Here is a 13,661-nt window from a genome sequence, read left to right as displayed (position 1 = left end):
TTCATGTTTCTGAAAAGTCATGATAGAATGTTGTCAGTCTTAAATTTTAAAGAACCCATCAGTTTGAGGTTTACTGTCGGTGAATGAGGGAGTGAAGGAGAATGGGTAATTTTGAAAACGATGAGGCTTCTAGAGCGAGAAAACTTGCTAAAAGAAGAAAGACAAACCTTGTCCTAAACAGTTTAATTACAATCGTCTTATTGTTAATTGTCTTTGTAACAGTAAAGATTTTTTTTGGTGATGGCCAGAGTGAGGCTGAAAAGTCAGATGCAGTTGTGGTAGATAAACAATTGGATAGTGAAAAAGCCGATGTTGACTCTGGCAATAAGGATGAAGAAGAAGCAAAAGTGGAAGAAGAAAAGAAAGACGCCTCAGACTTAGAAGAGGAGTCTGAGAATGAGGATCTTGAAGAAGAAGTAAGTGAGCCAACTATTACTGAGGGTGGAAGCAGTCCAGATGTGAAACAAACAATTGTTAATTCTGATTGGCAGCCGGTAGGTACAACCCAAACAGGTGAGCACCAGGCTGTATATGATAGTGCATCTGTTGATTGGCAAGAAATGTTAAAGGCAATTTCTTATGCAACTGAAATTGATGTTGAAAATATGACAGTTTGGTTCCTAGGAAACAATGGTGGTCCGCAAAGCGCGGCAGGTACCGTTTCTGATAAAGGTGGAGGCCCGAAGTATAGGGTAGCGATTGAATGGGTGGACGGCGAGGGCTGGAAACCTGTTAAAGTCGAGGAGTTAAAACCAGAATAAATAGGATCATTGTTCCGTAGAGCTATCCTTAACGGAACAACAAGATAGAAAGGATACGACAATGAAAATCGCAATTATTGGTGCAATGGATGAGGAAGTAATCTTATTAAGAGAGAAAATCGACAATAAAGTCCAGGAAACAATCGCAGGCTTTGAATTTACATCCGGTACGCTTGAAGGCAATGATGTTGTTCTGCTGCGTTCTGGTATCGGTAAGGTGAATGCGGCGATGTCCACTGCAATCCTCTTAGAACGCTTTAAGCCAACCTATGTAATTAATACTGGATCGGCTGGTGGATTAAATCCTGAATTAAACGTCGGGGATGTGGTCATTTCGACAGATGTCCGTCATCACGATGTCGATGTAACGGCCTTTGGCTATGAATATGGCCAAGTTCCCCAATTGCCGGCAGCATTTGAAGCAGAAGCTAGCCTTGTGAAGGTAGCAGAGACTTGTGCAAAGGAAATCGAAGGTATCCAAGTGGTAAAAGGATTAATTACTACTGGAGATTCTTTTATTAGTAAGCCTGAGCAGAGTGAGTTTATTAAATCAAAATTCACTAATCTCCAGGCGGTAGAGATGGAAGCAGCTGCGATTGCTCAAGTGGCCTACCAATTTGGTACTCCTTTTGTGATCATTCGTTCTCTATCTGATATCGCTGGGAAGGAATCGGACGTTTCTTTTGACCAGTTCCTTGATACAGCGGCAGTCAACTCAGCCACACTCGTGATGAAAATAACATCGGCTTTAAATAGTTAATTTAGCTTTTATTTGGGGCGTGAATTCCTTTCGGGTTCACGCTTTTTTGTTATAAAATGGTGTAAAACTGGAGAAATGAAGCGATATTTTTAAGGACTTCGTAGGGCCTATTATTCTCCATTACTTCTCAAGGACAAAGCGGTCGAGAAATAGAAAGAAAGTGTCCATGAGAGGGCCTCTCAAGGACAAAAACGATTGGAGAATGGATGAAAGTGTCTATGAGAGCACCTCTCAAGGACAAAAACGATTGGAGAATGGATTAAAGTGTCCATGAGAGCACCGCTCAAGGACAAAAACGACTGGAGAATGGAAGAAAGTGTCCATGAGCCCACCGCTCAAGGGAAAAAGGCCGAAAGGAAATGAAAGGAAAATCCACCGTGCCCATTTACCCCACATGACCTCTAATTCGGTCATGCAGGAAAATCCATGAGACCACCTCTCAAAGAAAAAACGATTGAGCAATACCATGAAAATGTCCTTAAGGTGGCTGTTACGAGTAAGGGTATTATTTTCTCCACTATTTACATGTCCTGCAAAATTAAATTTTATGTTAAATTATTATAGTAAAACAATATAATAGATTACTAGCTATTAGGGGTGAGGAATATTGAGTTTAAAGCAAATGTTTGAAAGAATGAGCGATTACCGAAACTTTGGTATAGTGTTACTTGCCGTAGGGTCCCTCTTCTTTATTGGTAGTATTATTCCTTCTGATGGACAAGTAATGGTTGATAAATATATATCTACAGTTGCATCTTCTGTTTTTTTAGTAATCTCAATCATCTTTTTTGCCTTATCAAAAAGCTATCGAAACAAACTAATACAAACGGAAGAAGGCCAGGAATATTTAATGAATCAAAAACGTCCCTAATGGGGCGTTTTTTTTATTCTAGAAAAATAGTGAAAAAACAATTTTGAAAATTAGGCAAAAAACAGGTTTACAAATACCTTAGCAGTGGATATAATTACCATTGTAAGAAAAACAAACTTAAGGAGGTCGAATGAAATGATGAAGACAATCGCATGGGTAGAAGTATTTACGGTAGCTGGAACAGTAATGACAATTGCAAATGAACAATCCACGCATTCGACCAGATCGGAATGGATCGCTTAAGTTTATTTTTTCGTGACTAAGTATATCCGTGCCGCAGGGAGAATCGTGCCCTGCGGCATTTTTGTGCCTATTTTTAGCCGTAGGGGGACTCTCCTGCGGCTTTTTTTACATTTTTTGGATATACAAAAGGAGGTGATACGAGATGACCTTGAATATTTTGTTTTTTACAATAACCCTTAAAAAACGTGAACATTCACTTGAAGAAGAAGTGCACAACCAAGTCGTTAAAAACTTATATGAAGAAAATAGGAGCCATGTTTGCTCTTATACAATGAAGAATCCCCTCTAATATTGTAGTTAACCCAATTGAGAAGAAAGGCGGTGGAGAAGATGATTTTTTTAGCTGAAGGTTTGCAGGCAATAGAGGTGGACAATGACAGTTCTTGCTGTTAGGAGGTGAAACAGAATGACCTTAAATCTTTTATTTTTCACGATTACGCTTAAAAAGCGTGAATTGACACTTGAAGAGGAATTGCATAATCAAGTCGTAGAAAACTTATACGAAGATAACAAAAGAAAAATCAATTCTTATATGAGTCAACTTTAATTTATATTTTTACCATACTTAAGGAAGGCGGGATGAAAATGATAATCTCAGTTAAGAAAATAAAGGAAGCATTAGTGGACAGATGACCAGCGTTAATGACAGGAGGTGAAATGGAATGACTTTAAATATCCTGTTTTTCACCATTACGATAAAAAAACGAGAAATCTCATTAGAAGAAGCAGTTCACGATGAAGTGGTTGAAAAGATGTATGAAGAAAATAAAGACCGAGTAGCAAAATATATTAGGCCGTATTAATTTTACTTTCATTAAAAAAACAGAAAGGTGGGAATGACAATGATTTATTTAATGCAAAGACGTCAAGAAGTGTTATGGGTGGAGAAGGATACCACCTAACCAGATTAGGAGGGATAATTCATGTCGCTGCATGTACTGCTATTAACACTTGTTTTTAGAAGGCTGTTTTCGAAAAAAATGTTGTTAAAATCCTAATGCCGATTTTAACGTAAGTAAAGCTAATTTGTGCGTTAAGATATATTTTACAAGCTATTTTCTCGCAAATTAAGCTGTTTTGAGGTAAAAACATAGCACAGCCAATTAAACTTTATTAACCAAATCGGCAAAGTTTGAGAAAAGAGCCTTTTAGAAAAAAAACCAACCGTACGAATTGTTAAAATTTGTTCACACCCTAACCCTTTTTACACACTGGAAATGCGGTAAACTGATAGCGAATAAAGTGGAAATATAAAGGGGTGGAGAATATGTTTTCAATGGTAATGGGACTGATTATATGCGGTGCTATTGGGAGCATCATCGCTGCAGAAGTCAGCGTTGAGTAGGTAACTAAGGTTCACCAAAGACTATAAAATCTACCGATTCAAATAATTGTTAACGAGCATTAGCCTAAAAGGTTAATGCTTTTTTTCTTTTTCCTAATGTTGATTTGGACCGGAATTCAACAACCTTGTTCAACCAACCTATTAGGAAAAGATTGTTTTTATTTATTGCTTCTCGTGATTGGGAATAATTTCATCCTAAAAGATTTTAATGGGACATACACGAACCTGACACTTCCTTCATAGGAATCTATTATAGGCAAAAGCCTAAATATGCGGGGGGTGGAAAAGTGTCGGGAATATTAGCAGCACTTGGATATTTAGTAAAGGAAATTGTTTTCCTTGTTTCTTACGTTAAAAATAATGCATTTCCCCAACCGTTATCATCAGCAGATGAACGAAAGTACTTAAGGTTAATGGCCGAAGGAGATGCACATGCTCGTAACATGCTAATTGAACACAATTTAAGGCTAGTTGCGCATATAGTTAAAAAGTTCGAAAACACTGGGGAAGACTCGGAAGACTTAATATCAATCGGGACAATCGGGTTGATTAAAGCGATTGAAAGCTATTCAGAAGGGAAAGGAACAAAGCTTGCAACCTATGCGGCCAGATGTATTGAAAACGAGATCCTCATGCATCTAAGGGCTTTGAAAAAAACGAAAAAAGATGTTTCTCTTCATGACCCCATCGGACAGGATAAAGAGGGAAATGAAATTTCACTCATTGACGTGTTAAAGTCTGAGTCCGAAGATGTTTTTGATACCATTCAACTAAATATGGAGCTTGAAAAAGTCAAACAGTATATTGATGTATTGGATGAAAGGGAAAAAGAGGTTATTGTTGGGCGGTTTGGGTTGGACTTAAAAAAAGAAAAAACACAGCGTGAAATTGCCAAAGAATTAGGGATTTCAAGAAGCTATGTTTCGAGAATTGAAAAACGTGCACTGATGAAGATGTTCCATGAATTTTACCGAGCCGAAAAGGAAAAAAGGAAAAATTCAAAATCATAATGGGAATCTTTTTTTGAAGAAACAATGCATTAAACTTCTGCATTCCTAATAAACAGGATAGGGAACGATGGGCGTAGACATAAGGGCACAAAAAAGGGCTGATCCGTGATAGTAGGGTCAGCCTTTACTATGGATTGAATATATATAGCACTGACGAAAAAATAGCTCTATAATGTATAGGAAATGAAAGGGGGAAATATGAACATGGTCCATACATATTCAGACAATTGGAACCTTGAGGTTTTCTTTCAGGCAGGAAGTCACTCTGAAGCGTTTAAAAATCACCTTGATGAGACGGTGAAGAACATTGACGGTTTTCGCAAGGCTGTAAGCTCGTGGAACCCTGAGAATTCACCAAATGGAGCAACCGAATTAAGTAACTTAATCAATGGGTTTGAGAGGGCCGCAAAACAGCTGAGGCAGGCTGGAGCATTTGTAAGCTGTTTACAAGCACAAAATACCAAGGATAAAAAGGCCACAGAGCTTAAAGCAAAAATTACTGAGCTTAGTGCGAACTTCCAAACAGTTTTATTGGAATTTGATATAAGACTAACGAAAATCGATAAAGTAGAATGGTCCAAGTTAATGGAAAATCCATTCCTAAAAGAACTACAGTATGTTCTGGATGAAAGAAGAGAGAGAGCTGCAGAGAAACGACCAGCGGAAGAGGAAGCGTTGATCACTTCTCTTAGCACGGATGGTTACCATGGCTGGAGTCAAATGTATGACCTACTAGTAAGTTCGGTAAAAATCTCTTTTAATGAGAACGGCGAAGTGAAGCAGCTTTCCGTTGGTCAGGCAGCGAACCAATTTTCCAATGGAGATCGAAAGGTTCGACAAGAGACGTTCCTTGAATGGGAAAAAGCCTGGGGTGCAAAAGCTGACTTTTTCGCTAAAACCTTAAATCACTTAGCAGGCTTCCGCTTGAATACATATAAGCACCGTGGTTGGGAAGATGTGTTAAAGGAACCGTTAGACATGAACCGTATGAACAAAGAAACACTTGATAGCATGTGGTCGGCCATTTCAGATCAAAAGCAACCTTTCGTTCAATTTTTGGAGCGTAAGGCCAGTTTGTTAGGTTTGAATAAATTAAGTTGGTATGATCTTGATGCTCCCCTTGGAAAATCGTCAACGAAAATGACCTATCAAGAAGGAGCAGAATTTATCATTGACCATTTTTCAAAGTTTGGCCCGCAAATGGCCGATTTTGCTCAAATGGCCTTTGAAGAAGGTTGGATTGAAGCGGAAGACCGTGAAGGAAAGGCGCCTGGTGGATTTCATACATTCTTTCCGGAAAGCAGTCAATCGCGGATTTTTATGACCTATTCAGGGACTCCTTCAAACGTATCGACTCTTGCTCATGAATTAGGACATGGGTTCCATACCTATGCGATGAGAGATTTACATTTACTCAATCGTAATTATGCAATGAATGTTGCGGAAACGGCTTCAACCTTTGCGGAGATGATTGTTTCAGATGCTGCCGTAAAAAAGGCTAAAACCAAGGAAGAAAAAATTGCCCTTCTAGAGGATAAAATTCAGCGCTCTGTTGCATTGTTAATGAATATTCATGCGCGGTTCTTGTTTGAAACACGTTTTTATGAAGAGAGAAAAAGCGGAGTCATCAGTGTTGAAAGACTTAATCAATTGATGGAGGATGCACAGGTTGAGGCATATGGTGGAGCGTTAGAAAACTATCATCCACTGTTTTGGGCCTCCAAACTACACTTTTTTATCACGGGTGTTCCATTTTACAACTTCCCATATACATTTGGTTATTTGTTTTCATTGGGCATTTATGCTCAAGCGTTGGAAGCAGGTGATGGTTATGAGGAAAAATATATCGAGCTTCTTAAGGATACCGCTTCAATGACCGTAGAAGAATTGGCTCAAAAGCATTTAAATGTCAATTTAACGGAAAAGGAGTTCTGGGAGAAGGCTGTTAAGCTGTGTGTGAATGATGTTGAGGAATTCCTTGAACTAACGAACGATAAATAAAGTCAATGATTGTCTGCTCATCCATATAAATGATATAATGGCATTCATGAAATTAAGGTGGATTTTGTGAAACTAGCTCCTATTTTGGGCTACTACCCCGGAGGTTATTGCTTTGATTCAAAGCTTATATCGTTTATTTATTGAATTAACAAATCGAAAATGGTCTTCGACACTGATACGCGGATTTGCACGTTCACGAGTGAGTAAAAGGGTTGTTCCCTCGTTTGCGAAGATCTATAGCATCAATCAAGAAGAAATGGAAAAAGAATTGCAAGATTACACAACCTTGCATGATTTTTTTATTCGCAGACTTAAGCCAGGTGTGAGACCAATTGCCGAGCAGAGCGATGTTGTTGTTAGTCCAGTAGATGCGGTAATAGAAGACATAGGCTTAATTGAACCTAATCATGAGATTATCGTAAAAGGGAAAGTGTATTCGATAGCAGAAATGCTTGGTTCACGGGAAGCAGCGGAACATTATCAAGAAGGGAAGTATATGGTTCTCTACTTAAGTCCTAGTCACTATCATCGGATTCACAGCCCGGTAACTGGAACAGTGCTTAAGCAATGGACTTTAGGTACCCGTTCCTACCCTGTAAATCGTCTAGGACTTAAATACGGGAAAGCTACCCTTGCAAAGAATTTTCGAACGATTACAGAGATTGGATATGAGAATCGCAGGTTAGCGGTTGTAAAGGTAGGGGCGATGTTTGTCAATTCGATTGAACCTGTACACAAAGGAGACGAGCTCCATAAAGGACAAGAAATAGCCTATTTTTCCTTTGGGTCAACGGTTGTTCTTTTGTTTGAAAAGGACGCTTTAAATCTAGCTGAAAAGATAAACCTTCCAAAACCGATTAAAGTGGGAGAATCGCTTGGTACCTTAAATCGCTAGGAAGTGAACATTGGCACAGAGAGGAGTCTGTGCCAATTTGTTCTTATCTACTAAAAGGTCCTTTCGAAAGGTAAGAATTTGGATTAAAACAAAAAACGTCCAATTGGACGTTTCTAAGAAGAAACTCGAATTTTGTGAGCTAATGACCGACGCTTAATTTCTGTTTCTATTAACAGAATAAACTCTTTGTTGAGTTTAAGTTCTCTAGCCTTGTAATAAGATTCGATCAACAATTCATCCGAAAGCTTTCGCATTTACGTCATTCACCCCCGAAAATGAATGTATAATAAAGGTCTAATGTACATATACTAGTAGGTTATTAATTAATTTGTACCCTTACTCTATCAGATTTAAACTCGTAGAACAACCGTTCTAATTATCCACAGTAAGCGGTGGATAACTTGTGATTAAGTTGTTCATAAGATTAAAAATTATATGACTTTCAAGCGGTATATTGTGAGTAAAGTTATCCACACCCTTGGAAAAAGTTGAAAAATGTCGAAAAATTTCTACTTATATCTAATATATTTTTGATACAAGGGAAAAAATTAGTTATGATATAATCGCAATTATTTATAATGAGGTGTAATACAGTGCTAAAGCTTTTTTTGCCAGATCAGCATGTAAAAAGTATATTTGAAATCACCCCGGAAAGCTTAAAAGAAAAGGGGGTAAAAGGGATTATCACCGATTTGGACAATACTCTTGTAGAGTGGGACCGTCCATCTGCCACGCCTAGACTCATTGAATGGTTTGAAAATATGAAGAAACACAATATTCTTGTCACCATTGTTTCAAACAACAATGAGGAACGGGTTAAGTTATTTGCGGACCCACTTGTTACCCCTTATATCTACCGTGCGAAGAAGCCGATGACTATAGCCTTTAACAAAGCTGTAGCAGATATGGGATTGAAGAAAGAGGAAACTGTCGTAATTGGAGATCAATTAATGACAGACGTGTTTGGGGGGAATAGGGGTGGTTTTCATACCATTCTTGTTGTCCCTGTGGCTCAAACGGACGGGTTAGCAACTAAGTTTAACCGTGCCATTGAAAGAAGGCTTTTGAATATATTCAGAAAACAAGGGAAACTGAATTGGGAGGATTAAGTATTGAGTGACCAGCAAATAGTATGTACAGGCTGTGGCGTAAAGATTCAAACAGATGAACCAGAACATTTAGGTTATGCACCCTCATCCTCATTGGAAAAAGAGGTTGTTGTATGTCAACGTTGTTTCCGACTAAAACATTATAATGAAGTACAAGATGTTAGTTTAACAGACGACGATTTCCTAAAAATCCTAAATGGGATTGGCGAGAAAGATGCATTAATTGTAAAAATTGTTGATATCTTTGATTTTAACGGGAGCTGGCTACCAGGTATCCAAAGGTTTGCCGGTAATAACCCAGTTATTTTAATTGGCAATAAAGCCGACATCCTTCCGAAATCAGTTAATCAGAATAAGCTGATTGATTGGATGAAAAAAGAGTCTAAGGATTTGGGCTTGGTACCGAAGGATGTTTTTCTAGTTAGCGCAGCAAAAGGAAAGAACATTAGTGAAGCTGCAGCTGCTATCGATGAATATAGGAATGGCAAGGATGTTTATGTGGTCGGTTGTACCAATGTTGGAAAATCAACTTTTATCAACCGAATTATTAAAGAAGTAACAGGTGAGGGAGATGTGATTACAACTTCTCATTTTCCTGGCACGACACTAGATACGATACAAATACCATTAGATGATGGGAAGTCTCTAATCGATACTCCAGGAATTATCAATCATCATCAGATGGCACATTTTGTAGATAAACGGGACTTAAAGTTTATAACTCCGAAAAAGGAGATTAAACCGAAAGTTTATCAGTTAAATGAGGAACAAACCCTCTTTTTCGGTGGATTGGCTCGCTTCGACTATTTAAGCGGTGGTAGAAGGTCATTTACTTGTTACTTATCAAATGAACTAAATATTCATCGAACCAAGCTAGAGAAGGCGAATGAACTTTATAAAAACCACGTTGGGGAAATGTTAACTCCTCCAAGGGAAGAACAGTTAACTGAGTTTCCTGAACTCGTAAGATATGAATTCAACATCAAAGAACCTAAAACCGATATTGTTTTTTCAGGTCTTGGTTGGATGACTGTGAATGAAGCAGGCGCAAAGGTCGCCGCTCATGTGCCAAAAGGTGTTCAGGTCATGTTGCGTAAATCATTAATCTAAAGTATTTGATGTTTTTTTCAAATCGTTGCCTGGATGGAAAGTAACAGCCGAGTAACATAGTCTCAAGATTAGAAAGAAATATGATAAAAAGTAATTTTATCGCTCTTATAATAGGTGGAATCTGGTGTCATCTAATGGTGCATGGAATTACTTAGGGGGAGAGGGAATGAAAAAGCTTTATGGGGTAATTGGAGATCCAATCGCTCATTCGATGTCTCCAGTGATGATTAACGATTTGTTTGATCTTTATGGGATAGATGCAACCTATATGCCCTTTCATGTAAGTTCAGACGGCTTGGAAGCTGCAGTTAATGGGCTTAAAGCACTTGGTGTAGTTGGTTTTAATGTCACGGTTCCACATAAGACGGAAATTATGCCTTTCCTAGATGAGATTGATCCAATGGCCAAGGCGATAGGGGCTGTAAATACTGTCGTAAATAAAGATGGTAGGATGATTGGTTATAACACGGATGGTAGAGGGTATGTCCGTGGGTTAAAAGAGGAAATCTCCTCTCTTACTGGTCAAACTGTCCTAATGATTGGGGCAGGAGGTGCAGCAAGGGGCATCTATTTTTCTATGGCTGAAGCTGGTGTGGAGAGAATCGACATATGCAACAGGACGCCATCCAAAGCTACAGAATTAATGAGGACCTGTCCCTTCCCTGTTAAGACTGAAGTCTTTGATATAAAAAAAGCTGAAGAACTTTTACCACAGTACGACTTACTCATCCAAACAACTTTAATTGGAATGGCCCCGAAAATTGAGGGGACTCCTTTATCGTTAAAAGGATTGAAACCAGATAGTTTTGTAAGTGACATCATTTACAACCCTCTTGAAACAAAATTTTTGAGAGAGGCATCATCCGCCGGAGCACGTACTCAAAATGGTATTGAAATGTTTGTCTATCAAGGAGCACTGGCATTTGAAATATGGACGGGTATATTCCCGGACACCGAGCGGATGAGAGAAAACGTTTTGAAACAACTAGGAGGATTTTCATGCTAACAGGAAAACAAAAAAGGTTTTTAAGGGCGAAGGCTCATCATTTGAATCCAATCTTTCAAGTGGGAAAGGGTGGAGTCAATGAGAATATGATTGCTCAAATTTCCGATGTATTAGAAGCTCGCGAATTGATAAAGATTAGTATCCTACAGAACTGTGATGAAGACCGAGACACAGTGGCTGAGCAATTATCAAAAGGGGCAAGGGCTGAACTTGTTCAAGTGATAGGAAATACAATTGTCCTTTATAAGGAATCACGAGAAAATAAACAAATCGAACTCCCTCGCTAATTGGAAGGAGAGGTGTCTATGGGAAAGATTGGGATTCTTGGAGGCACTTTTAACCCGCCGCACGCAGGCCATCTTATCATTGCAAATGAAGTGCTTCATGCGCTAGAGTTAAAAGAAATCTGGTTTATGCCAAACCAAGAGCCGCCCCATAAAAAGAAAGAAGGCAACGTTTCTAATGAGCAACGTTTGCAATTGCTTGAATTAGCGATTCATGGCCACCCTCATTTTTCTGTTGAACCGCTTGAATTGGAACGGCAAGGGCCATCGTACACATATGAGACAATGAAAATCCTAACAGATAGACATAAGAATCATGAGTTTTATTTTATCATTGGCGGGGACATGATTGAATACCTTCCAAAGTGGCATAAAATTGATGAGTTGCAACATCTTGTTAAATTTGTAGGAGTTAATCGTCCGCGATACAGCAATAAAACGGAATATGAAGTCCTATTAATCGACTCACCGTCGATTGATTTGTCGTCCAGTATGATTAGACAGAGAAGAGATTCTGGCGGAACAATCCGGTACTTAGTGCCCGATTTGGTCCGGGATTATATAGAGGAGAATGGATTATATGGACCGTGAAGGAGCGTTACAAACTGTAAAGGAACATTTAACGGATCATCGCTATCAACATACCATTGGGGTCATGGAAACAGCGATTGTTCTTGCTGAAAGATATGGCGCCGATGTAAAAAAGGCAGAGCTTGCAGCCATCTTTCATGATTATGCCAAATTCCGTCCGAAAGACGAAATGAAGCAGATTATTCTTGACCAAGGGATGGAACAGCAATTACTAGTGTTTAATAGTGAACTTTGGCATGCACCTGTAGGAGCTTTTCTCGTTGAAAAGGAAGTTGGACTAAATGACGAAGAGATTCTGGACGCCATTCGCTATCATACTTCAGGAAGGGTTGGCATGAGTTTGCTCGATAAAGTGATTTATTTGGCAGATTACATAGAACCTGGCAGACGGTTTCCTGGCGTGGATGAAGTAAGAGAATTTGCAAAGGCTAATCTTAACCAAGCGTTAGTCCAGGCAATAAAAAATTCCATTCAGTTTTTAATGAAAAAAAATCAGCCAGTATATCCGGACACGATTTACACGTATAATGATTTAGTGAAACTTAGGGAGGATTGATTGAATGAACGAACGAGAGTTGTTACAAACAGCAGTAAAAGCTGCAGATGATAAAAGAGCAGAAGATATTTTAGTACTAAATATGAAAGGAATTTCATTAGTAGCTGATTTTTTCATGATCTGCCACGGAAATTCAGATAAGCAGGTACAGGCTATTGCACGCGAGATTAAAGACAAGGCCGAAGAAGCTGGTTATGATATTAAACGCATGGAAGGTTTTGACGAAGCAAGATGGATTTTAATTGATTTAGGTGACATCATTGCACACGTATTCCATCGTGATGAAAGAGGCTATTATAATCTTGAACGCCTTTGGGGAGATGCTCCACTCGAAAACATTGAGAGTGAGCTCACTCCATGACCTATCAGAGGTTTGCCTATCTATATGACACCTTAATGGAGGATGTTCCCTACGATGAGTGGGTAGAATGGGTGACGAATCTGACTGGAAAATATAATGTGAATGGGAAAAGAATGATGGACTTGGCATGTGGAACTGGTGAACTCTCCGTTCGATTTGCCAAAGCTGGCTTTCATGTGACTGGTATCGACTTATCTGAAGATATGCTCGCAGTTGCCCAGACAAAGGCTGGTAGGAATGGATTATCCATTCCTTTTTACCATCAGGACATGACAGAGCTGAATGGCCTAGGGGAATTTAACCTTATCGGGATCTTTTGCGATTCTCTCAATTATCTTCAAGAAATCGCAGATGTGCAGCAAACCTTTGCTAAGGTGTTTGAGCATTTAGAGCCAGGGGGATTATTTTTATTTGATGTTCACTCCATTTACAAAACGGATGTTATCTTTCAAGAAGGACCCTTTACGTATAATGATGAAGAAATCTCGTATATATGGAACTGTTTTCCCGGTGAGGCCCCACATAGCGTGGAACATGAACTTACTTTTTTTGTCCTCGACGAGTCAACCGGACAATATGACCGCGTAGAAGAATATCACTATCAACGTACATATGAAATAAATCAATATATCGAACTGCTCCAAGAGGCAGGTTTCGAATTTCTTGAATCAATAGCTGATTTCCAACAGGGAGAATCAGGACCTGAATCAGAGCGAATTTTATTCGTAGCAAGGAAGAGAACTTAAAATCATTACGTA

Annotated in this window: 18 protein-coding genes; 17 read left to right on the top strand and 1 reads right to left on the bottom strand. The window is 38.9% G+C overall.

Annotation, left to right across the window (positions count from 1 at the left end; translation table 11 throughout):
• Nucleotides 1-101 precede the first annotated feature (101 nt).
• The 9 genes from LG336_RS20670 to LG336_RS20630 all read left to right on the top strand — a co-directional run bounded on the left by LG336_RS20670 (nt 102) and on the right by LG336_RS20630 (nt 7,886).
• On the top strand, nt 102-761 hold the full coding sequence (locus LG336_RS20670; RefSeq protein WP_404329361.1) for a YrrS family protein: 660 nt from the start codon (nt 102-104) through the stop codon (nt 759-761).
• 61 nt (nt 762-822) lie between these two features.
• Nucleotides 823-1,521, top strand: coding sequence for a 5'-methylthioadenosine/S-adenosylhomocysteine nucleosidase (gene mtnN, locus LG336_RS20665; RefSeq protein WP_404329360.1), 699 nt, complete (start codon nt 823-825; stop codon nt 1,519-1,521).
• Between the two features lie 607 nt (nt 1,522-2,128).
• Nucleotides 2,129-2,392 carry a YrhC family protein gene (locus LG336_RS20660; RefSeq protein ID WP_404329359.1) on the top strand — a complete coding sequence of 88 codons (264 nt, stop codon included), beginning with the start codon at nt 2,129-2,131 and terminating at the stop codon, nt 2,390-2,392.
• 385 nt (nt 2,393-2,777) lie between these two features.
• Nucleotides 2,778-2,924 (top strand): YrzI family small protein, encoded by a 147-nt coding sequence (locus LG336_RS20655; RefSeq protein WP_404329358.1) that lies wholly within the window; start codon nt 2,778-2,780, stop codon nt 2,922-2,924.
• A 117-nt stretch (nt 2,925-3,041) separates the two neighbouring features.
• Nucleotides 3,042-3,182 (top strand): YrzI family small protein, encoded by a 141-nt coding sequence (locus tag LG336_RS20650; protein WP_404329357.1) that lies wholly within the window; start codon nt 3,042-3,044, stop codon nt 3,180-3,182.
• A gap of 115 nt (nt 3,183-3,297) precedes the next feature.
• On the top strand, nt 3,298-3,438 hold the full coding sequence (locus LG336_RS20645; protein ID WP_404329356.1) for a YrzI family small protein: 141 nt from the start codon (nt 3,298-3,300) through the stop codon (nt 3,436-3,438).
• Between the two features lie 829 nt (nt 3,439-4,267).
• Nucleotides 4,268-4,990 carry an RNA polymerase sporulation sigma factor SigK gene (gene sigK, locus LG336_RS20640; RefSeq protein ID WP_404329355.1) on the top strand — a complete coding sequence of 241 codons (723 nt, stop codon included), beginning with the start codon at nt 4,268-4,270 and terminating at the stop codon, nt 4,988-4,990.
• 204 nt (nt 4,991-5,194) lie between these two features.
• Nucleotides 5,195-6,991: a M3 family oligoendopeptidase gene (locus tag LG336_RS20635; protein WP_404329354.1), complete on the top strand. Its 1,797-nt coding sequence runs from the start codon at nt 5,195-5,197 to the stop codon at nt 6,989-6,991.
• A 112-nt stretch (nt 6,992-7,103) separates the two neighbouring features.
• Nucleotides 7,104-7,886 (top strand): phosphatidylserine decarboxylase, encoded by a 783-nt coding sequence (locus LG336_RS20630; RefSeq protein WP_404329353.1) that lies wholly within the window; start codon nt 7,104-7,106, stop codon nt 7,884-7,886.
• A 113-nt stretch (nt 7,887-7,999) separates the two neighbouring features.
• Here LG336_RS20630 and LG336_RS20625 read toward each other — a convergent pair whose 3' ends face one another.
• A complete protein-coding gene (locus LG336_RS20625; RefSeq protein ID WP_404329352.1) occupies nt 8,000-8,140 on the bottom strand; it encodes a sporulation histidine kinase inhibitor Sda in 141 nt (46 codons plus the stop codon).
• A gap of 339 nt (nt 8,141-8,479) precedes the next feature.
• Here LG336_RS20625 and LG336_RS20620 point away from each other — a divergent pair, with 339 nt between their 5' ends.
• The 8 genes from LG336_RS20620 to LG336_RS20585 all read left to right on the top strand — a co-directional run bounded on the left by LG336_RS20620 (nt 8,480) and on the right by LG336_RS20585 (nt 13,649).
• A complete protein-coding gene (locus LG336_RS20620) occupies nt 8,480-8,995 on the top strand; it encodes a YqeG family HAD IIIA-type phosphatase (RefSeq protein ID WP_404329351.1) in 516 nt (171 codons plus the stop codon).
• A 3-nt stretch (nt 8,996-8,998) separates the two neighbouring features.
• Complete coding sequence (gene yqeH / locus LG336_RS20615) at nt 8,999-10,105, top strand: ribosome biogenesis GTPase YqeH (protein WP_404329350.1); 1,107 nt, start codon at nt 8,999-9,001, stop codon at nt 10,103-10,105.
• Nucleotides 10,106-10,271: 166 nt separating this feature from the next.
• Nucleotides 10,272-11,111 carry a shikimate dehydrogenase gene (gene aroE / locus LG336_RS20610; protein WP_404329349.1) on the top strand — a complete coding sequence of 280 codons (840 nt, stop codon included), beginning with the start codon at nt 10,272-10,274 and terminating at the stop codon, nt 11,109-11,111.
• Nucleotides 11,105-11,398, top strand: coding sequence for a ribosome assembly RNA-binding protein YhbY (yhbY, locus tag LG336_RS20605; RefSeq protein WP_404329348.1), 294 nt, complete (start codon nt 11,105-11,107; stop codon nt 11,396-11,398). The genes aroE and yhbY overlap by 7 nt, the downstream gene beginning before the upstream one ends.
• Before the next feature lie 18 nt (nt 11,399-11,416).
• Nucleotides 11,417-11,986, top strand: coding sequence for a nicotinate-nucleotide adenylyltransferase (locus tag LG336_RS20600; protein WP_404329347.1), 570 nt, complete (start codon nt 11,417-11,419; stop codon nt 11,984-11,986).
• Nucleotides 11,976-12,542 (top strand): bis(5'-nucleosyl)-tetraphosphatase (symmetrical) YqeK, encoded by a 567-nt coding sequence (gene yqeK, locus LG336_RS20595; protein ID WP_404329346.1) that lies wholly within the window; start codon nt 11,976-11,978, stop codon nt 12,540-12,542. The genes LG336_RS20600 and yqeK overlap by 11 nt, the downstream gene beginning before the upstream one ends.
• A 4-nt stretch (nt 12,543-12,546) precedes the next feature.
• On the top strand, nt 12,547-12,903 hold the full coding sequence (gene rsfS, locus LG336_RS20590) for a ribosome silencing factor (protein ID WP_404329345.1): 357 nt from the start codon (nt 12,547-12,549) through the stop codon (nt 12,901-12,903).
• Complete coding sequence (locus LG336_RS20585; RefSeq protein ID WP_404329344.1) at nt 12,900-13,649, top strand: class I SAM-dependent DNA methyltransferase; 750 nt, start codon at nt 12,900-12,902, stop codon at nt 13,647-13,649. Before rsfS ends, LG336_RS20585 begins: the two co-directional genes overlap by 4 nt.
• Nucleotides 13,650-13,661: the final 12 nt, after the last annotated feature.

It is taken from the genome of Mesobacillus maritimus (assembly GCF_044803185.1).
GTDB classification, from domain to species: domain Bacteria; phylum Bacillota; class Bacilli; order Bacillales; family Cytobacillaceae; genus Mesobacillus_B; species Mesobacillus_B maritimus_B.
The sequence above is the reverse complement of the archived record's forward strand: the minus strand, read 5'-3'. Positions and strand labels throughout refer to the sequence as shown.

Bases quoted from the DNA above. Each gene is read 5' to 3' on its own strand.
- LG336_RS20670 (WP_404329361.1), top strand. From the start codon at position 102: ATGGGTAATTTTGAAAACGATGAGGCTTCTAGAGCGAGAAAACTTGCT.
- mtnN (WP_404329360.1), top strand. From the start codon at position 823: ATGAAAATCGCAATTATTGGTGCAATGGATGAGGAAGTAATCTTATTA.
- LG336_RS20655 (WP_404329358.1), top strand. From the start codon at position 2,778: ATGACCTTGAATATTTTGTTTTTTACAATAACCCTTAAAAAACGTGAA.
- LG336_RS20650 (WP_404329357.1), top strand. From the start codon at position 3,042: ATGACCTTAAATCTTTTATTTTTCACGATTACGCTTAAAAAGCGTGAA.
- LG336_RS20645 (WP_404329356.1), top strand. From the start codon at position 3,298: ATGACTTTAAATATCCTGTTTTTCACCATTACGATAAAAAAACGAGAA.
- LG336_RS20635 (WP_404329354.1), top strand. From the start codon at position 5,195: ATGGTCCATACATATTCAGACAATTGGAACCTTGAGGTTTTCTTTCAG.
- LG336_RS20625 (WP_404329352.1), bottom strand. From the start codon at position 8,140: ATGCGAAAGCTTTCGGATGAATTGTTGATCGAATCTTATTACAAGGCT.
- aroE (WP_404329349.1), top strand. From the start codon at position 10,272: ATGAAAAAGCTTTATGGGGTAATTGGAGATCCAATCGCTCATTCGATG.
- yhbY (WP_404329348.1), top strand. From the start codon at position 11,105: ATGCTAACAGGAAAACAAAAAAGGTTTTTAAGGGCGAAGGCTCATCAT.
- LG336_RS20600 (WP_404329347.1), top strand. From the start codon at position 11,417: ATGGGAAAGATTGGGATTCTTGGAGGCACTTTTAACCCGCCGCACGCA.
- yqeK (WP_404329346.1), top strand. From the start codon at position 11,976: ATGGACCGTGAAGGAGCGTTACAAACTGTAAAGGAACATTTAACGGAT.
- rsfS (WP_404329345.1), top strand. From the start codon at position 12,547: ATGAACGAACGAGAGTTGTTACAAACAGCAGTAAAAGCTGCAGATGAT.
- LG336_RS20585 (WP_404329344.1), top strand. From the start codon at position 12,900: ATGACCTATCAGAGGTTTGCCTATCTATATGACACCTTAATGGAGGAT.